The sequence below is a fragment of the Rodentibacter genomosp. 1 genome (assembly GCF_001999285.1).
Taxonomy (GTDB): Bacteria; Pseudomonadota; Gammaproteobacteria; order Enterobacterales; family Pasteurellaceae; genus Rodentibacter.
In genome coordinates this window covers 39,167-62,949 of the sequence record NZ_MLHN01000026.1, presented here as the reverse complement: position 1 = coordinate 62,949, position 23,783 = coordinate 39,167, and the positions used below count along the sequence as shown (strand labels likewise).

At 39.2% G+C, this 23,783-nt stretch carries 15 protein-coding genes; 10 read left to right on the top strand and 5 right to left on the bottom strand.

Annotation, left to right across the window (positions count from 1 at the left end; all coding sequences use genetic code 11):
* Positions 1-8 precede the first annotated feature (8 nt).
* Together fabG and acpP are read left to right on the top strand one after the other, a co-directional pair.
* Positions 9-737: a 3-oxoacyl-ACP reductase FabG gene (gene fabG / locus BKK54_RS10835; RefSeq protein WP_077543084.1), complete on the top strand. Its 729-nt coding sequence runs from the start codon at positions 9-11 to the stop codon at positions 735-737.
* Between the two features lie 266 nt (positions 738-1,003).
* On the top strand, positions 1,004-1,234 hold the full coding sequence (gene acpP / locus BKK54_RS10830) for an acyl carrier protein (RefSeq protein ID WP_005627318.1): 231 nt from the start codon (positions 1,004-1,006) through the stop codon (positions 1,232-1,234).
* 109 nt (positions 1,235-1,343) lie between these two features.
* Here acpP and BKK54_RS10825 read toward each other — a convergent pair whose 3' ends face one another.
* The gene (locus tag BKK54_RS10825) at positions 1,344-2,660 is read right to left on the bottom strand and encodes an NCS2 family permease (protein ID WP_077543083.1); all 1,317 of its coding nucleotides are present in this window, start codon (positions 2,658-2,660) and stop codon (positions 1,344-1,346) included.
* 176 nt (positions 2,661-2,836) lie between these two features.
* Here BKK54_RS10825 and BKK54_RS10820 point away from each other — a divergent pair, with 176 nt between their 5' ends.
* Positions 2,837-3,367: an inorganic diphosphatase gene (locus BKK54_RS10820; protein ID WP_077543082.1), complete on the top strand. Its 531-nt coding sequence runs from the start codon at positions 2,837-2,839 to the stop codon at positions 3,365-3,367.
* A 129-nt stretch (positions 3,368-3,496) separates the two neighbouring features.
* On the opposite strand, the gene dld is transcribed toward BKK54_RS10820, so the two are convergent.
* Entirely contained in the window at positions 3,497-5,191 is a 1,695-nt protein-coding gene (gene dld / locus BKK54_RS10815; RefSeq protein WP_077543081.1) for a D-lactate dehydrogenase, read from the bottom strand.
* A 182-nt stretch (positions 5,192-5,373) separates the two neighbouring features.
* Here dld and galE point away from each other — a divergent pair, with 182 nt between their 5' ends.
* The 7 genes from galE to BKK54_RS10780 all read left to right on the top strand — a co-directional run bounded on the left by galE (position 5,374) and on the right by BKK54_RS10780 (position 18,626).
* Positions 5,374-6,390: a UDP-glucose 4-epimerase GalE gene (gene galE, locus BKK54_RS10810; protein WP_077543080.1), complete on the top strand. Its 1,017-nt coding sequence runs from the start codon at positions 5,374-5,376 to the stop codon at positions 6,388-6,390.
* An 82-nt stretch (positions 6,391-6,472) separates the two neighbouring features.
* Positions 6,473-7,747, top strand: coding sequence for an MFS transporter (locus BKK54_RS10805; RefSeq protein ID WP_167366627.1), 1,275 nt, complete (start codon positions 6,473-6,475; stop codon positions 7,745-7,747).
* A 96-nt stretch (positions 7,748-7,843) separates the two neighbouring features.
* Positions 7,844-8,488 carry an adenylate kinase gene (gene adk, locus BKK54_RS10800; RefSeq protein WP_077421098.1) on the top strand — a complete coding sequence of 215 codons (645 nt, stop codon included), beginning with the start codon at positions 7,844-7,846 and terminating at the stop codon, positions 8,486-8,488.
* 78 nt (positions 8,489-8,566) lie between these two features.
* Complete coding sequence (locus BKK54_RS10795; RefSeq protein ID WP_077543079.1) at positions 8,567-10,588, top strand: hypothetical protein; 2,022 nt, start codon at positions 8,567-8,569, stop codon at positions 10,586-10,588.
* Between the two features lie 167 nt (positions 10,589-10,755).
* On the top strand, positions 10,756-12,135 hold the full coding sequence (yegQ, locus tag BKK54_RS10790; RefSeq protein WP_077543078.1) for a tRNA 5-hydroxyuridine modification protein YegQ: 1,380 nt from the start codon (positions 10,756-10,758) through the stop codon (positions 12,133-12,135).
* Positions 12,136-12,450: 315 nt separating this feature from the next.
* Positions 12,451-14,088 carry a ShlB/FhaC/HecB family hemolysin secretion/activation protein gene (locus tag BKK54_RS10785; RefSeq protein ID WP_077543077.1) on the top strand — a complete coding sequence of 546 codons (1,638 nt, stop codon included), beginning with the start codon at positions 12,451-12,453 and terminating at the stop codon, positions 14,086-14,088.
* A 272-nt stretch (positions 14,089-14,360) separates the two neighbouring features.
* The gene (locus BKK54_RS10780; protein WP_077543076.1) at positions 14,361-18,626 is read left to right on the top strand and encodes a hemagglutinin repeat-containing protein; all 4,266 of its coding nucleotides are present in this window, start codon (positions 14,361-14,363) and stop codon (positions 18,624-18,626) included.
* Between the two features lie 476 nt (positions 18,627-19,102).
* On the opposite strand, the gene nagE is transcribed toward BKK54_RS10780, so the two are convergent.
* The 3 genes from nagE to BKK54_RS10765 form a co-directional block, all read right to left on the bottom strand.
* Positions 19,103-20,572, bottom strand: a complete 1,470-nt coding sequence (gene nagE / locus BKK54_RS10775) for an N-acetylglucosamine-specific PTS transporter subunit IIBC (RefSeq protein ID WP_077543075.1) — start codon at positions 20,570-20,572, stop codon at positions 19,103-19,105.
* Positions 20,573-20,644: 72 nt separating this feature from the next.
* Positions 20,645-21,772: an N-acetylneuraminate epimerase gene (locus BKK54_RS10770; RefSeq protein ID WP_077543074.1), complete on the bottom strand. Its 1,128-nt coding sequence runs from the start codon at positions 21,770-21,772 to the stop codon at positions 20,645-20,647.
* A 109-nt stretch (positions 21,773-21,881) separates the two neighbouring features.
* Positions 21,882-23,732 carry a TRAP transporter large permease subunit gene (locus tag BKK54_RS10765; protein ID WP_077543073.1) on the bottom strand — a complete coding sequence of 617 codons (1,851 nt, stop codon included), beginning with the start codon at positions 23,730-23,732 and terminating at the stop codon, positions 21,882-21,884.
* Between the last annotated feature and the right edge of the window lie 51 nt (positions 23,733-23,783).

Sequence of the window (23,783 nt, the reverse complement as noted above, 5' to 3'; positions counted from 1 at the left end):
GAGAAAAAATGCAAAACAAAATTGCTTTAGTAACAGGTGCAACACGGGGGATTGGCCGTGCAATTGCAGAAGAACTGGTATCAAAAGGTGCATTTGTTATCGGGACGGCAACTTCTGAAAAAGGGGCAGAAGCGATTTCTACCTATTTAGGTGAAAAAGGCAAAGGTTTAGTATTAAATGTCACAGATAAAGCCTCTATTGAAGCTGCACTGGAACAAATTAAGAACGATTTTGGTGATATTGATATTTTAGTGAATAATGCGGGGATTACGCGTGATAATTTACTCATGCGTATGAAAGATGATGAATGGTTTGATATTATGCAAACCAATTTAAGCTCGGTATATCATCTTTCTAAAGCGATGCTACGTTCTATGATGAAAAAACGTTTTGGACGTATCATTAATATTGGTTCTGTGGTGGGATCAACGGGGAACCCGGGACAGACTAATTATTGTGCGGCTAAGGCGGGTGTGATTGGTTTCTCGAAGGCATTAGCGAAAGAAGTGGCATCTCGTGGTATTACCGTTAATGTGGTTGCACCGGGATTTATTGCAACAGATATGACGGATGTATTAACTGAAGAGCAAAAAGCGGGAATTCTTGCTAATGTACCGGCTGGTCATTTAGGTGAAGCAAAGGATATTGCAAAGGCAGTGGCGTTCCTAGCTTCGGATGATGCTTCTTATATTACGGGCACCACATTGCACGTAAATGGTGGCTTATATATGAACTAATTCCTCGTTGGAATTTGCTATTTTGTCGCGGCAGATTTCACATATAAAATCATAGCCAAAGATTTTAGATAATGTTAAAATCTGCCCCGCAACCTAATTTGGTTACGCTTTATATGTATTGTAAAGGTATGTAACTATTTTTTCTGTATGTATTTTTGCTTGCTCGCCCTTTGTGGTGCGACCACTAATGAAAGCGTTGCAAGGTTGTCAAAAATCCATACACTACTAACCCTCAGTAATGAGTTATGACAACATAGGAAAAACAAATGAGTATTGAAGAACGCGTAAAAAAAATCATCGTTGAACAATTAGGTGTTAAAGAAGAAGATGTTAAATCTGAAGCTTCTTTCGTTGAAGATTTAGGTGCGGATTCTTTAGACACAGTTGAATTAGTAATGGCTTTAGAAGAAGAATTTGATATTGAAATTCCAGATGAAGAAGCTGAAAAAATCACAACTGTTCAATCTGCGATTGACTACGTTCAAAACAATCAGTAATTTCAATTTAGGCGGCTAGTTAAGTCGCCTAATTTTTACTTAAAATCTTTCTAAAAATTGACCGCACTTTTAAAAGTGCGGTCGTTTTTCTATCAATTTTACTTGTGAACTAAATAGCCCAACCACCGGCATAGAAAACAACTAATGCCACAGCAATTAATATTGTACCGATATTGAGGCGTTTAACATCACCACTCACAATACGACCAATCACCAATGCGGCAAAGCCAAGCATAATGCCGGTAACAATGTTGGCGGTGAGTACAATGAATACAGCACAGATTAACCCACTCATTGCACCGACAAAATCATCAAAATCCAATTTGCTCACGTTGCTTAGCATTAATAATCCCACATACATTAATGCCGGAGCGGTTGCATACCCCGGTACTAAAAATGCAAGAGGTTGAAAGAAAAGCATAAATAAAAACAATATTCCTACTACAACAGCAGTAATCCCTGTTTTACCACCTGCTGCGGTACCGGCTGCCGATTCAATATAGACCGCTGCGGGAGCTGTACCGAATAGTCCTGAAAATAAACTACTGACAGAATCAGAAGTTAAAGCTTTGCCCCCATTGATGATTTGCCCGTCTTTATCCAATAAATTCGCTTGTCCTGCAACGGCGCGGATTGTACCTGTCGCGTCAAAGACTGCGGTCATCACTAAAGCAAAAACCACAGGTAAAATAGCTGGCTGCAATGCACCTTGTAAATCTAATTGTAAGAATAAGGAGTTTTCACCGAAGGTTGGCATTTTGAAAATTTCACCGTTGAATTTTACATTGGGATCAAAAATGAGACCAATAATCGTAATGGCAATGATCACCCATAAAATCCCGCCTTTTACCTGCATTTTTTCCAGGCCAACGATAAAGGCTAAACCAATTAATGACATCATAACCGGGAATGAGGTGAAATCGCCCAATTTAACCGGTAAACCGGCTTGATTGCCCACCACTAATCCTACGCCGTTTGCGGCAATTAAAAGCAAGAATAAACCAATACCGATTCCTGCTCCATGAGCAATACTGGAAGGTAGATTGCGTAAAATCCAAGCGCGAATCCCCGTTGCTGAAATGAGAGTAAAGGTTACCCCCATTAGAAATACCGCCCCTAACGCAACAGGAATAGAAACACCTTGACCAATCACCAAACTAAATGCGGTAAAGGCTGTAAGGGAAATCGCACAACCAATCGCCATAGGGGCATTTGCCCATAGGCCGATTAGAATCGACCCTAAACCTGCTACCAAGCAAGTGGCAATAAATACAGATTCAGCGGGAAAACCTGCTGCACCGAGCATATTAGGTACCACTATCACAGAATATACCATCGCAAGAAATGTGGTTAAACCTGCAATAATTTCTTGGCGAATGGTTGAACCCCGTTTTTGGAGTTCAAAGATTTTTTCTAAATTAGACATATTGCCTCTAAAGATAAGTCAGAATGAAAAGGCGTTATTTTACCTAAACAAGACAAGATGTAAACGTTTGCGTAGCTAAGTGCGGTCGTTTTTGAATGAAAATTTAGAGCGACAAAATCATCTAAAAACTGCTATACTTCCGCCGTTTTTAACTCAATCAAAAATAAGGAAAGACAATGGCTGATTTTAATCAAATCTTAACTCCGGGTGATGTGGATGCAGGAATCATCAACGTTGTAAACGAAATTCCAGAAGGTAGTTGTCATAAGATCGAATGGAACCGTAAAGTTGCAGCATTCCAATTAGACCGAGTTGAACCGGCAATTTTCGCAAAACCGACCAACTATGGCTTTATTCCACAAACACTTGATGAAGATGGCGATGAATTAGATGTGTTATTACTGACCCGTCAACCGCTTGCAACAGGCGTATTCCTTCAAGCTAAAGTGATTGGTGTGATGAAATTCGTGGATGATGGTGAAGTGGACGATAAAATTGTTTGCGTACCGGCGGATGATCGTGACACCGGCAATGCTTACAACAGCCTTGCAGATGTACCGGCTCAGTTAATCAAACAAATTGAATTTCATTTCAACAATTATAAAGCCTTGAAAAAACCGGGTAGCACAAAAGTGACACACTGGGGCGATGTTGAAGAAGCGAAAGAAGTGATTCGTGAATCAATCAAACGCTGGAATGAGCGTTAATTTTTAATATTGATAGAAAAGGACTGAATCCAACAGCTAGTCCTTGATATAGAGTAGAAGGCAGCTTATAAGCTGCCTCTTCTTTTTTATGTGGATTAATACATACCTTCACGTGTGCTGATATGAATATTATTCAGCCCAATATTTTTTCTTTGAGGTTTTCCCAATACCCGGATTAAAACTATTGGTAGGATCTAATGCTTTGTAGAATTTACGTAACTCTGGTTTGGCTTCATATAAATGCCCGACATTATGTTCGGCCGGGTATTGAGCGCCCCGTTGATCAAGTAATTTCAGAATATCATGTTCTAATTTTATACAGTCATATCCCTTCTTAACGATATAATCCTGATGGAACACATGGCACATAAAGTGCCCGTAATAAAGTTTATGACTGATTTGCTCATCTATTTCCTTAGGCAATTTCTCGAACCATTCTTTATCATTACGACGTAATGCAACATCAAGCGCGACAATATCTTCAACGTCTTTCTCATGAATGGCACGATAGCGGACAGCAGCTGAAGCAACGGCAAAACGATGTAGCATTGCCGCTTGTGTTTCTACCGAATTACATTCAAAATATCCGCCTTTTTGACTATCGCTAAAATAATCTTTTAAGAAGATACGGGCTTCATTCACGCCTTGCCCGCCCATTTTAATAATTAAATGATGTTCATAGCGATCCCGATACTGCCATAAACTTTTTGGTAAGTGTTCCGGTAACACTTTTGAAAGCAATTGTAAAAATTTATCGCTTAAATGCCGTGGTAAAAATGAAACTTTCTTACTTAGGCGATCAACGTTCGCTTTTAAGGCAAATAACTTAGGCAGCCAATGTGTGCCAAATTTTTTAATCACCCAAAACGTATCTTTTCCATAACGGGCGGCAATATCAAAGGCATCTCGATGAATATATTCGCCCGAAATCGGTAAGTGTTCAAAATTTGCTAACATTTGACGGCGAATATCATTAAGAACCTCTGTTTGGTTAGTCCCAATATAGAAAACGGCGGTTTCACTTTCTAATGGAAATGTATCTAAACGCACCGCAAAAATCGCTAATTTACCCGCACTACCGGAGGCTTCATAATGACGGGCTGGGTCTGCATTAAAACGAGCCGGTGAGTTTTCATCAACTTGACGAACATGATTACAATAACGGTGATCATGTCCTTTTCCACAATCCTGAGTAATATCTTTCTGTTGATAATGATGCCCTTGCAAATTAGTTAAAATTTCTTCCGGTGTAGTGCCTAAATCAATGCCGAGATGATTTTTTAGTTCTAAGTCGCCCTGCTCATTTAATTGGGCGTAAAGTGCCATTTCCGTATAAGCCGGCCCACGCTGAACTAATGCTCCGCCCGAATTATTACAAATCCCCCCGATAACGGAAGCGCCAATGCAAGAAGAACCTATCACAGAATGAGGCTCACGCCCGTGAGGTTTTAATTTATTTTCTAAGTCATTTAAAGTAGAACCCGGCAAACAAACTACCTGAGAGGCATTGTTAATCAATTGAATACCATCAATTCTCATGGCGTTGATGATGACAATTTCACGATCATAATCATTGCCATTTGGCGTTGACCCTCCGGTTAATCCTGTGTTGGCAGCCTGGTTAATAATAATCACATCCTGTTCTACACAAACTTTTAACACCTGCCAAAATTCAAGTAAGGTTGCAGGTTTAACGACGGCGATGGCATTTCCTGAGCCGAAACGGTAGCCGCTACGATAAGCTTCTGTTTTTGAAGGGTCGGTGATGATATATTGACTTCCTACAATGTTTGTCAGTTGAGAAATAAGTTGATTCATAGATATTTGTAATACTCATGTTAAAAAATAGTTTTTATTTTATATACTTCAATAAAAAATAATGCTAGTGCCAAAAAATAGTTCTGTGACGAAGATCACATAAAAGTGAGGTCAAAATAGATCCGTTTTTTGAGATGAAATAGTGCTATAATCGGCAACAATTCTAAGTTGATGAAAAGGAGTTAAAGATGGCAATTTTAGTTACCGGCGGTGCCGGATATATCGGTTCGCATACGGTTGTTGAATTATTAAATGCAGGCAAAGAGGTTGTGGTATTAGACAATCTTTGTAATTCATCACCGAAATCTCTTGAGCGTGTAAAACAAATCACAGGTAAAACAGTCAAGTTTTATGAAGGCGATATTTTAGATCGAGCATTGCTGCAAAAAATCTTTGCCGAAAACACCATTCATTCAGTGATTCACTTTGCCGGCTTAAAGGCGGTGGGTGAAAGCGTGCAAAAACCGGCGGAATATTATATGAATAACGTTGCCGGTACAGTGGTACTACTACAAGAAATGAAAAAAGCGGGAGTATGGAATTTTGTGTTTAGTTCTTCCGCTACCGTGTATGGAGATCCCCAAATTATTCCTATTACCGAAGATTGCGAAGTGGGCGGTACAACCAATCCTTATGGCACATCAAAGTATATGGTTGAGCAAATTTTACGTGATGTGGCAAAAGCCGAGCCTCAATTTAGTATGACGATTTTGCGTTATTTCAATCCGGTAGGCGCACATTCAAGCGGTTTAATCGGCGAAGATCCAAACGGGATTCCAAATAATTTATTGCCTTATATTAGCCAAGTGGCGATTGGTAAACTGGCACAACTTTCTGTTTTCGGTAGCGATTACAACACTCACGATGGTACAGGCGTGCGTGATTACATTCACGTGGTAGATTTAGCCATTGGGCATTTAAAAGCGCTTCAACGTCACGAAGATGATACGGGTTTACACATTTATAATCTTGGCACCGGGCAAGGTTATTCAGTATTGGATATGGTGAACGCTTTTGAAAAAGCCAACAATATTAAAATTTCTTACAAACTGGTGGATCGCCGTCCGGGGGATATTGCCACTTGTTACTCGGATCCGAGTTTAGCCGCAAAAGAACTAGGCTGGACAGCAGAACGTGATCTGGAGCAAATGATGAAAGATACATGGAATTGGCAGAAAAATAATCCACAAGGATACAAAGATTAGGTTTTCTGAAAAATATTGCTTTATGGTGGCACGGGTAAAACCCGTGCCATTAAAACATCATTAAAATTGACCGCACTTTAATATGCCAAATATAGCAAATTCGCTTTCTTCCCAAATTTTTACACGTAAGATGTTGATTTGCGTGTTCACCGGTTTCAGCTCCGGCTTGCCTTTATTTGTCTTATTACAAATGTTACCGGTTTGGCTGACAGATAAGAAACTTTCTGTCGAATTAATTGGGGCAGTGACCGGCGTTATGTTGCCTTATGGGTTAAAATTTTTATGGGCGCCCTTGTTAGATCGTTATTTCCCGAGCTTTTTAGGTCGTCGCCGAAGTTGGCTTCTGATTTCTCAAGTGATCTTACTTGCCTTACTTTATGCTATCAGCCTCTTTGATCCTATCTCTCAGTTAAGTATTGTTGCCAATATTGCGTTATTCATTGCATTTTTTTCGGCTACACAAGATATCGTACTTGATGCCTATCGCCGTGAAATTTTAAGTGACCACGAACTTGGCTTAGGCAACACCATCCACATTAATGCCTATCGTATTGCAGGTTTAATTCCCGGTGGACTTTCCCTTTATCTTGCCACAATTTATCCATGGAAAACCGTGTTTTTATGGACCGCACTTTGTATGTTGATAGGGATTTTTATGACATTGTTCCTCGCCAAGGAACCCAAGATTGATGCTCCAGAAAACAATCAGCCTTTTTACCAAGCTTTTTGGATTCCCTTGAAAGAGTTTTTCCAACGTAAAGGTTTTACGCAAGCGATAGGTTTTTTACTGTTCTTATTTTTATATAAATTTGGTGATTCCTTTGCCACAACACTCCAAACCAAATTTATCTACGATATGGGATTTGGCAAAGAAGACATTGCACTGGTAGTGAAAAGTACCTCCCTTTGGGCAAGCATTTTATCCGGGCTAGCCGGCGGAGTCATGATGTTAAAACTGGGGATTAACCGTGCCTTATGGTTATTCGGTTTTGTACAAATGGTGACCATTGGCGGGTTTATTTGGTTGGCAAAATTTGGTCATTTTGACATCATTACTTCTACCGAATTATGGCGACTAGGTATTGTTATCGCAGCAGAGTATATTGGCGTGGGGCTTGGTACCGCAGCCTTTGTCGCTTTTATGGCACGTGAAACGAACCCGCTTTATACCGCCACCCAACTGGCGCTTTTCACCAGTCTTTCCGCATTACCAAGTAAAGGATTGGGAATGCTTTCAGGCTATGTTGTGGGGGCAGTAGGCTATTATGATTATTTTTGGCTATGCTTATTTTTAGCGGTTCCGGGTATGATTTGTTTGTTTTGGGTTGCGCCTTGGAATGAGAAAAAATTTGCGTAGTGAAAAAGTGTGGTAAAACCTATAAAAGGTTTGACCGCACTTCGCTTTATCAGTATCTTACCCAAGTTTATTTACATTGATTTAATGGAGATTTCTATGAAAATTATTCTTTTAGGTGCACCGGGCGCAGGAAAAGGAACACAAGCGCAATTTATTATGAAAAAATTTGGCATTCCACAAATTTCAACGGGCGATATGTTTCGCGCGGCAATCAAAGCAGGCACTGAACTTGGCAAACAAGCCAAAGCGTTGATGGATGAAGGAAAATTAGTACCCGATGAATTAACCGTGGCATTAGTGAAAGATCGCATTGCCCAACCGGATTGTGCAAATGGTTTCTTATTAGATGGTTTCCCTCGTACCATTCCACAAGCCGATGCCTTGAAAGAATCAGGCGTAAAAATTGATTATGTGTTAGAGTTTGACGTACCGGATGAAGTGATTGTTGAGCGTATGAGCGGTCGTCGTGTACACCAAGCCTCAGGACGTTCTTACCATATTGTTTACAATCCGCCGAAAGTGGAAGGCAAAGATGATATTACCGGTGAAGATCTCATCATCCGTGCCGATGATAAACCGGAAACCGTGTTAGATCGTTTAGCGGTTTATCACAAGCAAACCCAACCATTAGTGGATTACTATCAAGCAGAAGCGAAAGCGGGCAACACACAATATTTCCGCTTAGACGGCACACAAAAAGTAGAAGCTGTCAGCCAAGAATTAGATAAAATCTTAGGTTAAAACCCATAAAAATTCGGCCGCACTTTAACGAAGTGCGGTCATTTTCTTGCTTGTTCTCAATATTGACTTGGGGGAAATATGAGTAAAAGAAAAAAAATCACCTTAACCCTCGCTACGATACTCGTTATCGCTGGCGCAGGTGCGCAAATTTATACTAATCACAAAGTGGATCAAGTCTTACAAAACTTTCCCTATTCCCTTGATAATCAAGCGAAATTACTGGTCTCTCAAACAAGTAAAAACATTTTTACCCGCCACTTAACCTTTAGTCTGCAAAATAACGATAACGAGAAAACCGATCTCATTACCAGCAAACTGACAACGCTGCCTTTTTTCATCACGGCTGAATCGAATTTATCGGATAAATTCGTTCGACAATTAAACAAAACGTTAAATATCACCATTGATAAAAATACGATTAATACAAAATTTTCACCGCTCGGTGATTATTTTTCCTCTGATATTTTGACGGAGTTTCGAGACTTCACCAATAAATCGCAACAAAGCACGATCTCATTAAATTTCCGAGAAAATAAAGAAATTGATTTAAATGCCAATTTGACCGGTTTTAACTATGACAACGACAGCAAATTAAAAAAACTTGAGGGGAAATTTCATCTTATTCCTGTCACCCCAAGTCAATATGATTTAACACATATTGAATTAACCGCTGAAAATGCCGAGCTTGCACTATTAAATGGTGAAAATACACGCTTACAATTAAAAAATACCACCTATAAATTTCATACTACGCAACAAGAAAATGCAAAACGTCATTTAATGACAAAATTTAGCAGTGATATTTTGCGTATATCCAATAAAAATCGTACGACAGAAGAAAACCAAACAACCTTTGGCGGATTAAATATCAGCCTAAATCAACAGGGTGTACCAAGTGCGGTCAATTTTTATAATGAATTTAAAAAACTTGAAAGCGACAATCAAATCATCAAATCAGGGGCAGATTTACTTCGTACAATCTTGACTCAAAATGATGCGTTTGATGGCAAACTTTCTGTTATTTCAGTGAATGCACCGAAAAATCAAAAGCCTTACTTTAATTTACAAAATGGTGAGTTGATATTGCAATTAAATAATCAAGATCTCACGAAAGTCGGGGGAAATTTTAAACTGAATGTAGAAAGCGTGAAACAAACACCTGAGGATCAATCCCAAAAATGGGAAGCTAAAGAGGGAAAACTCGCTATTCAATTCACTGATTATAATCTTGCTAATGAACTTGCGTTTCTACCATTTTGGCTAGATAGTTTGGCGGTAAAAGAAGCACCTGTTAAAGATAATAAAGATTTTGCTTATCTAAAAGAAAAATGGGTGAAAGAGTTTAGTGAAAATTCGAACGTAGATTTCTCATTACGCAGTTTAGATCTATTTGGCAATAAAATAACCGAGCTGACATTTAATAATAAATATGAATTATTAGAAAATGATCAACATAATACGAATTTTACGCTAAAGACAAAAAAAATGAGTGTGCCGGAACAAGCTATGCAACTTGAGAATTTGTCGATTTCTATTCCACTAAAAGGGGATGAACATAGATCCTATTTGTCTTCGACATTCTGTTTAGGCAACTATTATACGCTTTGTCAGGCTTATTTAACAAAATCAACACAAGAAAGAGATTTCAAAAACTTATGGCTTCTTGACTTTATTTTAGATAATGCCCACGTTAGTTTTAATCTCAATACTTTGCCTGAAACAAAAGCCTATCCGGTAAAATTGGAAGCACATGGAATGACGACCAAAGTGCCGGAAAAGGTAGAAAAATCATCTGTGAATGGGGCTTTCTTAGATAGAATAGAAGGATCATTAACGATTTCATTTGATAAACGATTAGTTGAAATTCCAAATGAGAAAACAAGTAAGATTAAAGAACAAAGCGTACTTTGGAATATGATTCAAAGTGAAATTAAACCTCAAGACACCGTTCTTTCACCTTTTGTAGAAGAAGGTGAAAATTATGTAGCCAAGTTTGAAAAAAATAACAATGGCTATTTCATTAATGGGGTACCTTACGAGGAGGTAGAGCAAGAACGTTTAATGAAACAATCTCCTCCGGAAAGTGAACCTTCAAACTAATAGAACGCCCACATTGAGTGGGCGGTTTCTTTTTCTGCGCATAAAAAACCTTGCGAAAAGCAACCGCACTTTTCCTTTACAAATAATGAAATCCGCCTAAAATACGACGCCTAAATATAGCCTGCCTAAAGGTAGGCTACTGACCTGACATCAGAAAAGAGAACATTATGACAACTTCATTTAAACCCGAATTACTTTCCCCTGCCGGTTCCCTCAAAAATATGCGTTACGCCTTCGCCTATGGTGCGGATGCTGTCTATGCCGGTCAGCCCCGTTATAGCTTACGTGTGCGTAACAATGAATTTAATCATGCGAATTTAAAAATTGGGATTGATGAAGCCCATGCGCTTGGTAAAAAATTCTATGTGGTGGTGAATATTGCACCGCATAATTCTAAACTTAAAACGTTCATTAAAGATTTACAACCCGTGATCGATATGCAACCTGATGCGTTAATCATGTCGGATCCCGGCTTAATTATGTTAGTGCGTGAACATTTTCCTGATATTGATATTCATCTTTCCGTGCAAGCCAATGCGGTAAACTGGGCGACAGTGAAATTTTGGAAACAAATGGGGCTAACCCGCGTAATTTTGTCCCGTGAACTTTCCTTAGATGAAATTGCCGAAATTCGCCAACAGGTGCCGGATATTGAACTGGAAATTTTCGTTCACGGCGCATTATGTATGGCGTATTCCGGTCGTTGCTTGCTTTCAGGTTACATTAATAAACGCGATCCAAATCAAGGTACCTGCACCAATGCTTGCCGTTGGGAATATAAAATGGAAGAAGGTACAACAGATGAGGTTGGCAACATTGTGCCAAAAGTTGATCCCCGCCAACAAATCGAAGTCAAAAATGTTGCACCAACATTGGGCGAAGGAACGGTGACGGATAAAGTATTTCTTTATACGGAATCTCAAAAACCGGACGAACAAATGACGGCTTTTGAAGACGAACATGGCACTTATTTTATGAATTCAAAAGACTTGCGTGCCGTACAACATGTGGAAAAATTGACCGCACTTGGTGTACATTCCTTAAAAATTGAAGGTAGAACCAAGTCTTTCTATTATTGTGCCCGCACCGCACAAGTGTACCGTAAAGCCATTGATGATGCGGCAGCAGGTAAACCTTTTGATGAAAGTCTAATGGATACGTTAGAATCCCTTGCGCACCGTGGTTATACAGAAGGATTCTTACGCCGTCATACACATGATGAATATCAAAACTACGAATATGGCTATTCTATTTCGGATCGACAACAATTTGTCGGCGAATTTACCGGAAAACGCAACGAACAAGGTATGGCGGAAGTCGCCGTAAAAAATAAATTTTTACTTGGCGATGAAGTGGAAATGATGACACCGCAAGGGAATATCAATTTTAAAATTGAGAAAATGCTAAATAGGAAAAATGAACAGGTTGAAGCGGCATTAGGTGACGGGCATTTCGTATTCTTAGATGTGCCGCAAGATGTTAATTTGGAATATGCGCTTTTGATGCGTAACTTAGTCAATACCAATACGCGTAATCCACACAATTAATTTGTTAAATAAATGTTGCATTTATTTTAAATGTTATTATAATGTGCGCCATACCTGATTTGTTAATTCAACAACTCATAGTATGACTCCAAATATTTTTGCCCTTTCAGCTTTTGAAAGGGCTTTTTTTATGTCTCAAATAATCTCGTAGATAAGATAAAGCCGTTGTAGTTTGCTGCCTTCTCTGAGAACTATATCATTGTTTTATAATGATAGAAGTGGACTAAATAAATAGGCATAGAAATCTCTTTAATCTTCTTGCTCTGATAATTATGGGGTATGATGTTAGCACTGAATTTACCTTAGGATACACTTATGAAACATCTCCCCATTCTCATTGCCTGTTTACCGATGTTTACTTGGGCAAATGAGCAACCAATATCAATCCAAAATGAATTTAACCGTTTTCAACAGCAAACAAAAAAGCAAAATGAGCAGTTTCAGCAAGTGCAGCAACGGCGTTGGTTTGAGCAGCATCAATATCAAGTTGAGCAACAAGAAAATGCTCAAGCAGATTTATCCCAGGTTTGTTTACCTTATAGTGAAATACAGTTTGTGGGGTTTCATTTAATTGATCCTTTACCTTTTGCACCAAAAAAGAATGAGTGTTTAAACGAAGACCGTTTAAATCAGCTTAGTCAGGCTCTTACTGAGGCTTATCTGGCTTTAGGTTATATTTATAATCCTTTTCAATTTGAAGACGATCACTCCGGTAAGCTTACAATGAGGGTAACAGAAGGGAGAATCAGTCAGCTTTCTAGTAATAGTCATCGACTAAATTTTTCTATGCTTTTACCCAACAGCTTAGGTAAACCGCTAAATATTAAAGATTTAGATCAGGCGTTAGATCAAGCAAATAAAATGCCGGGAAGTAAAGTGAGTGTTGATGTATTACCGGCAAAAAATGGCGAAATTGAGTTAGCTTTTGTGAATGAGGAAAAATCTCGTTTAACGGGTTACTTGGGGTTGGATAATTTTGCTTCAAAACGCTCGGGGCGTTGGCAAGCTAAAGGTGGACTGAATATTGATAGCCCTTTAGGACTTTCCGATAGTCTTTATCTTAATGTCAGTCACAGTTTGAAATCTTATCGCCATAATTTTAACCGCTCACTTTCGTTCTTCCATACTATCCCCTATGGTTATTGGACATTGAGTAGTTTCGGTTCTTTTTCGGCTTTTAAGTCTAACGTTCCATTACAACATCATTCTGTTGAGCAAAAAGGTCATACTTGGCAGGCGGCATTACGTGGTGACTATACATTTCGACGTGATTCTAATTCAATTTCCAATCTCTATGCACAGTTAGAAAGGATTAAAAGCAAAAGTTATTTCCAAGATAGTTTAATTTTGTTGCAAAGCCCAACCTTAACAACCGTCCAGATAGGTGTTAATCACTTACAATTATTTTCTTATGGTTCACTTATTACTGATTTTAGTTACGAAAGAGGTTTAAGGCGGTGGAATGCGACATTAAATCAAGGGCAAGATCAGCCTGAAGGGCAATTTAATCGCTGGCGGGCAGAATTACAATTTAATGCATTTTATCCGATTAAATCGCAGACTTTCCACCAATCAAGTCGTTTAATCGGGCAGTATAGTCGTAACTACCTACCTGCGATTAAACAGGAAGAGTTACTTGGACGCTATGCCGTGCGTGGAATTAATGATTTTTCCCAGTCTGCAGAGAAAAATATTGTGCTACGAAATAATTTTGGCTGGTTATATCAATATAAACAATGGCAGATTGAGCCTTATTTAGGTGTGGATATAGGTATGCAAAAAGCGACATCCCCGGATGCTGATAGCCAAAAAGCTTTTGGCTACGCGGTGGGACTGAAAACAACTCATCCTGCGTGGTATATGCAATTAGAATGGGCAACAGGGAGATTGTTTCAGCGGAATCAGATTGTTCAGGAACGAAGTATCAATGCTAATTGGTATGTGATGTTTTAATTAGTCAAGACAATAGGTTCTTTTATCGTGATATGCTCTCTAAATTTGAAGGATATGGGGGAAATATAAATTTGTGATGTTGGTCACAAATTTAAATATTTCTTGAAAAAAGTCATCGGATTTTTATCATTGATGTTTAAAATACCCAGCGCGTCAAATGGTGTGTTTGTCTTATCAATCAAAATACTAGAACAGACTATTGGCAAATAGGCGGTAAGCAAGAATGCTTACCGATTTTCAGTTCTATTTTTCCTCATTTGGGATTTCTATCTATGCAAAAAATGTCTCTCTCAAAAATTACTATTGCATTATCATTATGCTATGTCACACAGTTTAGCTATGCTGATATTCAATCAGCGAATGCGAACACTCAAGTTTCTCAACAAAAAGGTGTGGAAATTATCAACATTGCAACACCGAGCCAGTCAGGTCTATCTCATAACCAATATAATAAATACAACGTTGATAAAGCAGGGGCTGTCTTAAATAATGCTCGAGAAACAACTCATACTCAGTTAGCAGGTCAAATATCCTCTAATCCAAATTTGCGAGGACAGGCAGCAACAGTTATTTTAAACGAAGTGGTGAGTCGCAATCCTTCCCATATTGCTGGTAAACAGGAAATTGCAGGTCAAAAAGCGGACTATGTACTTGCTAATCCGAATGGTATTAGTGTAGATGGTGCAGGTTTTATTAATACGCCAAGAGCTTCTCTTGTTGTTGGTAAAGCAACGGTTGAAAATGGCAAATTAACAGGATATCAAATAGATAGCGATAATAACTTGACAACAAAAGGGACGATATCCGGTACTGATAATGTAGATTTAATTGCACCGACGGTGAATATTTCCGGGAAAATTCAAGCGAAGGACGGAAATGTCAATATCTTACAAGGTCGTAATAAGGTTGAACGAGCTGAAGATGGGACATTGACTATTAATGTGTTACCGCAACAGGAGAAGATTTTAGACGGTAAGGTCGCCGGTAGTATTCAGGCGGGCAGAATCCGAATCCATTCTACTGATGAAAGAGCAACCTTAGCTGTAACAAGTAGCGATTTGGACGCCAAACAAGTCATTGTGACGGCGGGTAATGCAAAATTAGACGGTACGGTAACAAAGAAAAATCGTGGAACATTCAAAGAAATTAAAGAGGCAAATAGATCCGTTGGTAGCGTGACATCAAATAAAGACACTGAAACCTTTGAGAAAACGAGTATTAAGGCAGACTCTTTGATTGTTGCTACATCAGGTAATTTAGATTTATCCGGCGCGGAAATTCAAGCAAAAGAAGCGGTATTAATCGGTGGAAAAACACATTTAGGGGCAGTTAAAACAGAAATGAGAGAAACCACTGCTGAGGGGCGAGCCAAAGGTGCCTCAAAAGTGGAAGAAATTGCGCAAACTCGACTTGAGACAGCACACCGCACGAAGATTACAGCAGATTCACTTAAATTGGCTTCAACAACAGGGAAATTAAGTGGCGATGCGTCACAGATTAATGCGAAAAGTTTAACGTTGCATGGTGAGAAGGGGATCCTATTCCAAGGCACAAAAGAAAAAAATTACTATGATGATACTGTTCAGTTTAAAAATGTATCACCGAAACATAAAACTGGCACTAGTTATCAAACAGCGATTGCAGAAAAACATGTAGCCAGTGAATTTAATATCAAAGATGATTTAGTCGTTTCCGGTGGTTCCGATGTGAAATTTGCCGGTACCATTGGTCGAATTGATGGCGACTTAGTTGTAGAAAATAAAGGTAAATTACTTTTTACTGCCGAAGAGGTGAGAAATAGCCATAAAGTCGATGATAAAGAAAAATATTGGGGGGGATTGGCTGGTTCTAAAGCATTAGCATCTACTCGAAATGATAAAGAACAGCATGGGGCTGATTTTACCGTTAAGGGGACGATTTTAGCTGATGCCCAGAATGGGGTAAATTTATCGGGCAGTCGAGTTATTTCTGGTAAAGATGCATTAGTAAAAGCAAACAACGGTAATTTAGTATTAGACGCTGCTGAAAACGTTAGTGTTTTTGAAGAAAAGGGGCGTAAAGGAACAATTTTTGATATTACCAAAGAACGAAGCAGAGGCTACAAAGTTGTTTATACAAAACAAGGTGCAGAATTAGGTTCTCAGTCTAATTTACAATTGGTGACAAATAAGAATGTGAATATCATTGGTAGTCGTGTAAAAGCGGGAGGGTTACTTGATATCGTAGCCGATGGGAACATCAATATAAGAGGTAGCCAAAACTACTTCACTCAAAGTTATACTCAATCAGGTATCGGCTTTACCACTAAAGTTGAGAAACCGAGCCTATCAATTGATAAAGAGGGATTAGCAAAATCCTCCATTGATTTACTTACTGATGTCATTGTTGGCACGGTTAAACGTGATGAAATGGCACAGGGGCTTGCGAATAATGTGAAGGATAACCTGAAATTTAAAGGTGAGGCCAGTGCGACTTTTGGCTTTTATAAGCACTATAAATTAGAAAAAGGGTATAACTATAATCCATCAGAAGTTAGTGGTGGAAACACAAATTTACGTGCCAATAATGTGAATGTAACGGGAAGTAAAGTCGAGGCAACAAAAGGCGATCTCAATATCAATGCTAACCGTGTCAATACCAAAGCACATCATGATTATTCTTATACCAATAAAGTGAATACCGATGTGGGAATAACCAACACGGTTACAGTAACTGAAAGTGGTATTACAAATAAATTGTCTTTAGGTATTCAACATAAGGATAGTGAGCAGGAAAATACAATAGCAAAAGTTAGTCAACTATCTGCTAAAAATAATTTGAGTATCAATGCTAATCAGAATATTGCCCATAAAGGCTCACAATTAAGTGCGGGTAAAAATATTGTTGAAAATGCAAAAAATATTACTCATGCTCCTGAGTATAATAAGGAAAGTGATAAGCAAAAGAACTTTGATCTTGGTTTAACTTTAACCACTTCGGTTGATAAAAATAAAGTCGCAAGCGGTAGTCTGGTATTGGGTATTTCTGGTGGACGTGAAAGCAATTCTGCAAGTAATGCACAAAGCACGACCTTAAAGGCGGGGAAAGATATTAATGTGAATAGTAGTCGCCTGACCGATATGGGAACGCAATATCAAGGTGGCGGTAATGTGAATCTTAATTCTCAAATCCATAATATTCAGTCAGCTCAAAATACCAAGCAAAATGAGAAACTCACTGCCGGTGTAACAATTGGTGTAAGTGCAAGTACAAAAGATTTTGCTACGGCTAATGTGGGAGTAAATGCAGGTATTCATTTTCAGCACGATAAAAGCGAATCAAGCACAGCTCACAAAGCAAATATTCAGGGTGGAAATGTAAATATCACAACGGACAAATTAAATAGCCAAGCTGATATTAGTGCGACCAATAATGTCAATATTAATGCAGATAAAGCGAACTTTACTCAATCACAAAACACGAGCTCTCATAAAGGTGGTGGTTTTACCTTAAATGTTGGTGTCGGCTCAATTGTGATCCCAGCTGCGGGGGCGGCAATTCCATCAGTAGATGTAAATTTCACCGCTAACGGGCATAAGGGTAACCGTACCGATGCGGTATTACATCATATTCAAGGCGGTAACAATGTAGGTATTCATGGTAAAGACGGTGTAAGCTTACAAGGTACAAATGTATCTGCAGGAAATAATGTTTCTATCACTGGAGAAACAGTTAATGTTCAGCCAGGGAAAAGTCAAGTTCAAGATCTTAACGTGAGTGTAGGTGCCGGTGTCAGTATTGGTGCAAATACCTCAAGCCTTGGTATTAACGGTAATGTGAATGTACAACATGAAAATAGCACCACTCATCAAGGTGTTTCGATTAATGGTAAAAATGTTAACATTCAAGCCGAAAATGGGGTGAATCTAACTGGTGTGAGCTCTAACAGTACTAACCTAAATCTGGATGGTGGAAAAGGAGATGTTAATCTCAATGCCGCAAAAAATAATGTCAATAAGACCGGTGTAGATGTAGGTTTATCTCTCAGTGGTGGTATTAGTGATAATAAATGGACGCCAGCAGAGGGTTCAGGCAAATTAAATGTGGATGTGGTGCGGAATGAAACTCATACTACAACGGACTTGAATTCTCAAAATGCGACAATCTCCGGTAAGAATGCCCATTTTAATGGAAGTAGCATTAATGCAGAAAATGTGACCAATAACCTTAAAGGTAGTGTGACTACAAGTCCGGTTACTGATAAAGTGAATGAAACCAGTGTTCATCTTTCAGCTAATGGTAGTGGTAAGTTCACCCCATATCCAGCGGATAAATGGGCTGAAAGTGCTAAGAAAGATTGGGATAATGGTACAATTGCAGGTGTGAAAGCTGACGTCAATGTAAAAGTAGATTCAACTAAAACGGAAACTATTAAACAAGGCGGTATTAATCCACCGGCACCGATAGTGGTAAAAAATCAAGTAGTCAAAACCAATATCAGTTTAACCACAAACCAAAAAGGTCGTGTTTTACAAATGATTAAACGCAGACATAGATAATTATCCATTGATCTAAATACTATACTCGTTTATTTGCCGAAACCATTGCTAATACTAGAAATGTGTTTCGGCAAATTTTTTGAAAAAACAAAGTAGATAATCATATCAAATTGTATTTTTTATTTTGTGTTAAATACATTTTTTATCGGCTTTGCTATCAATATCTATTGGGATACTTTAGATTCTTCAAGAAAAAATAACAGAATTGGGCATTATATCGTCGTTGCTTGAACCTTATTTTGAGAGGAACTTACTATTGTGTATCAGCTTATAACATATTGAAATAATTTGATTTTATCGTTGATAAATACAGTGTGCCCCTGCATTTCATTGAAATGTCTTTTTTGCAACATAATACCGAAAAAATATCACAGGGTGGCTTTTATTGATAATTCTGCGATTTATGGATTATAGAAGAATTGGTAAGTATGGTATTGAAAAGGAGAGAACCCCGTCCTTTTAGACGGGGAATATATTTACTGATTAATATGGCGTTTAATTGCCTCTGCAATGAGCTCAGCCTCAGGGCCTAAAATAACTTGTAATCCATCATTTCCTATTTTGATGTTTCCTTTTGAGCCTAGAGATTTTAGTTGTGTTTCATTGATGTTGTTGTGATCCGCCAAGGTTAAGCGTAATCGGGTGATACAAGCATCAATATTTTTGAAGTTTTCTTTTCCGCCAAGTGCATCAATAAATCTGAGAGCGGTTTCTTCACGAGAAGTCGTATCTACCGCAGAAGTGTCTTCCTGAATTTCTTCTTGCTCTTCACGTCCAAGTGTTTTGAGGTTGAAGACTTTGATTGCAGTACGGAATATTGCATAGTAAATAGCAAAGAAGCCTAATCCTTGTACAATGAGCATATACCAATTTACTGCAAGCGGATTGCGAGAGGAAAGTACCATATCTACTAGCCCCGCGCTGAAACCAAAACCGGCAATCCAGTGCATACTTGCGGCAATAAATACAGAAATCCCCGTTAAAAATGCGTGAATAACATAAAGAATGGGGGCCACAAACATAAATGAAAACTCAAGGGGTTCGGTGATTCCGGTGAAGAATGAAGCAAATGCCGCCGCAAGCATAATTGAAGCTACTTTCGCTTTTTGACTAGGCTTTGCACTATGGTAAATGGCTAATGCCGCACCCGGCAATCCAAACATCATCACAGGGAAGAAACCGGCTTGATACATTCCCGTCACGCCTACAGTTGCACTTCCCTCAGCAAGGGATTTTGCCCCACCGAGGAAATTTGGAATATCGTTAATACCGGCGACGTCAAACCAGAAAACAGAATTTAGTGCATGGTGTAAGCCCACAGAAATAAGCAATCGGTTAAAGAAGCCATAAATTCCTGCTCCCACCGCGCCCAAATCTTTAATGGATTCGCCAAAAGAAACGAGCGCATTAAAAATATGTGGCCAAACATAGAGGAGAATAAAAGAAATCGCGATCATAACAAAAGCCACGACAATCGGAACAAGACGTTTTCCACTAAAGAAGGAAAGGGCTTTTGGTAATTCTACTTGATAGAAGCGATTATAAAGTTCGGCAGAAATAACCCCTATTAAGATCCCAATAAATTGGTTATTAATTTTGTTAAAAGCTGCGGGTACTTGGCTAGGATCAATATGTTGTAGCTGTGCAACACCGCCGGGAGAAAGTAAAGTCGTGACAACATAAAAGCCAACTAGACCTGAAAGTGCGGCAGAACCATGTTTGTCTTTTGATAAACCAAAAGAGACACCGACAGCGAATAATAAGCCCATATTATCAATAATTGCTGCACCGGATTTGATTAATAATGCGGCTAATTGGCTATTGCTTCCCCAACCATCCGGATCGAGCCAATAGCCTATCCCCATTAATAATGCAGCAGCAGGTAATGCCGCCACCGGAACCATCAAGGCCTGCCCGATTTTTTGTGCATAATTAAGAATACTCATAAATACTCCTTGATTCATTAGAGAACAGCTTGTGATAGGCACTCACAAGCTGTGTTGATATAGTATCAGTGATTATTCTACGGTCAATTTTTTGCCGTCATAGCTTAATGTTTGCACTGAGGTTAAGGCTTTCCCTCCATCCGTCTCACCACCGATTAAGAGTACTTTATTATCGTAAGAAACGGATACGCCATAGCCGATATTCATTGGTAATTCACCAACGATCTGCCATTTGCCTTTATTCAAGGCGTAAACGTCCTTATGCCACGCTTTAGTTAAACCTTTATGGGCATGCAACATACCTTCCTTAAATTGTTTAACAGAACCCGGGAAATTTGCCCCACCGGTGACTAAATAATGACCGTGGCTATAACCCGCCATTGCGCCGGCTAGGCCATCTTGACTTTGTCCTTTCGGCGCCGGTAGATCCGGTAGATTTTTCCATTCAACTCCTTTTGCGGTAAATTTACCTTGGTGGGTTTCTGCAGTACGAAGACCGGGTTTGATTTCCCCATTGACGACCATTAAATCATTGTCTTGAATAGTAAATGCGGCGCCTGCACGACCTGAGAATGGCACTTGTCCTTCATTTCGCCATTTATTCGTTGAGGGTTCATAGCTTAATAATTCTGTGGTAAAGAAATAGTCTTCCGGACGTTGATCGAAATAAGCTGAGGCAATGGCATCTTTTTTCGATTTGTCTTCTCCCGCTGCCACAAAGTCTTGAAAGTAGCCGTTGAAAATAGACAGATTAGAACCACCGACAATATAAACTTTATCACCGTGCGATGCACCGGATGATCCGACTAAGCCCCTTGGAGAACGGGTTGGCAATTTTGTCCAAGAGTTGTCTGTCGGATTATATTGGTGGGCATCATTGACAAGCTGTAGCTCGCCTTTTTCATTTTTTTGTAATCCGCCGAATACATAAAGTTTTCCCCCTACGCTTGCAGCAACAGGTTGGTTGCGCTCTCCGCCAGGGAAAGTCGCGATTTCTTTCCATTGTGCAGCTGGATCTTTTAAGTCAAGTGAGTAGAATTTATCACCACCCGATCCTAAGCCAACATAAAGAGTATCGCCAATTAATGCCCCTGCACCGCTTTTAATACCAACCGGTAGATCCGGATAGGCTTGAACATTGGCGGAAAAAGCAACAGTGGCGAAAAGTGCAGTGCATAATGCTGTTTTTGTTAATGTCATAATAAACCTCATTGAGTGTGTTATGGTTTGCTATTCATAAAACGGCATTGAATAGAGTGATTATTTTAAGTGCGGTCAAAAACTTGATGATTTTTAACCGCACTTTGGGCTATGGAACCAAGAGATTCGGTATAAAGGTAATAATTTGTGGGAAAACCGTAATTAGAACCAGCATAGCAAATATTGGAATTAAGAACGGCAGTACGCCTTTTGTTACCGTCGATACCGACATATTGCCCACTCGAGCGACCACAAAGAGAGCCATACCCATTGGTGGTGTTAAGATACCGATCATCATATTCAAGGTCGTCATTACACCGAAGAAAATGAGGTCGATATTAAATTGCATGGCAATTGGAATTAGCATTGGAAGGACTAAGAATTGCAATGCTAAGGCATCAATAAACATCCCAAGGAAAAGTAACAGGGCGTTAATCATCACTAATACCATTAACGGTGAATCCGCAACGGCAACAAAGATGTCAGCGATACGCATGGCCACTTGTTCACGGGCGATCATATCGCCAAAGAAGGTGACGGTCATAACCATTAATACTACTACGCCGGTAATCGCCATCGCTTCTACACAGCTGTTGAAAAGCATTTTTAAGGTGAGCTCTTTATAGACAAATTTCCCGATAATCACCGAATAACTTGCCGCAACAACGGCTGATTCTGTCGGGCTGAATAAACCGGAGAAGATCCCACCAATAATTAATAACGGCGTTAAAATTGCCCAAAAGGCTTTTTTAAATGAAGTGCAAAGTTGTTCACGGGTGGCTTTTGGCGTTCTTGGATAGCCACGTTTTTTAGAGACATAATAGTTCATCACCATTAACGCAATCGTTACCAGTACTCCGGGTACGAAGCCGGCAATAAAAAGTTTTGCAATGGATTCATTGGCGATTACCCCGTAAATAATCATTGCAATACTTGGCGGAACCAAAGGGCCGATAATACAGGACGCTGCTGTGATACCACCGCAAATGTCATCATCATAACCGGCATCACGCATGGCTTTAATTTCAAGTTGCCCTAATCCTCCCGCATCAGCAAGAGCCGAGCCGGACATACCGGAGAATAATAAACTTGCCCCGATATTCACATGACCCATTCCGCCGGTATAGTGACCGAGCAAGGCTTTGGCAAAATTAAAGATTCGTTCGGTGATTCCCCCTGTATTCATCAAAATACCGGTGAGAATATAAAATGGTACAGCAAGGAGTGGGAAACTATCGAGGCTATACACCAATTTATCCGCTGCAGCATTCACCACATTCCAACGGGTCATTGAGAAATAAAGCAGGGAAGTAATAAAGAGAGACCAACCCACAGGCACGCCTAAGAACATAATCACAAGCCAAACAAGTAAGGCAACATAAACTGCATTAGCGCCTAATTTTACATAGTTGGTGATACGTAATACTTTAAACCAATCCGGTGCGAAGTATAAAATAGCGAGTAAAATGACAGCACTTATGATGAAAAATGTGGCAGGTAAATAACTTTTTCCTTCCTTAAAATTGTGTGCTTGGGCTTGGAAGAAACGAATCATCATCAACGTAGCAATAATGGGTAATGAGGCAAAAATCCACTTTTCTGAAATCCCACCTAGTGCATCAATTGGGAAATTTGCACTCAGAAAATTACGCACGCCAAAATGGATAAAAAAGAAAATACCGCCAAAAATAACGAGCTGAACAAAAGTATTGGCTATTTTTTTGATTCGCTCAGGCATTAAATTGGTTAAGAAATCAATATAAACGTGCTCTTGTTTTCTGACCGCAACGCTAATACCTAACATCCCCACATAGACAAAGAGTAATTTTGCCAACTCTTCACTCCAAATAAGGGGGGATTGAAAAACTTGTCGAGAAAGAATTTGGGCAATAAGAATACAAAAGATGACAAGGAATAAAGCGCCACCAATCCATTCTTCAAGTTTGTTAAAGATTTTCATACTTCACTCCATACGAAGACTAAACGAAGCAAGGTGATATGGAGGTGCGTC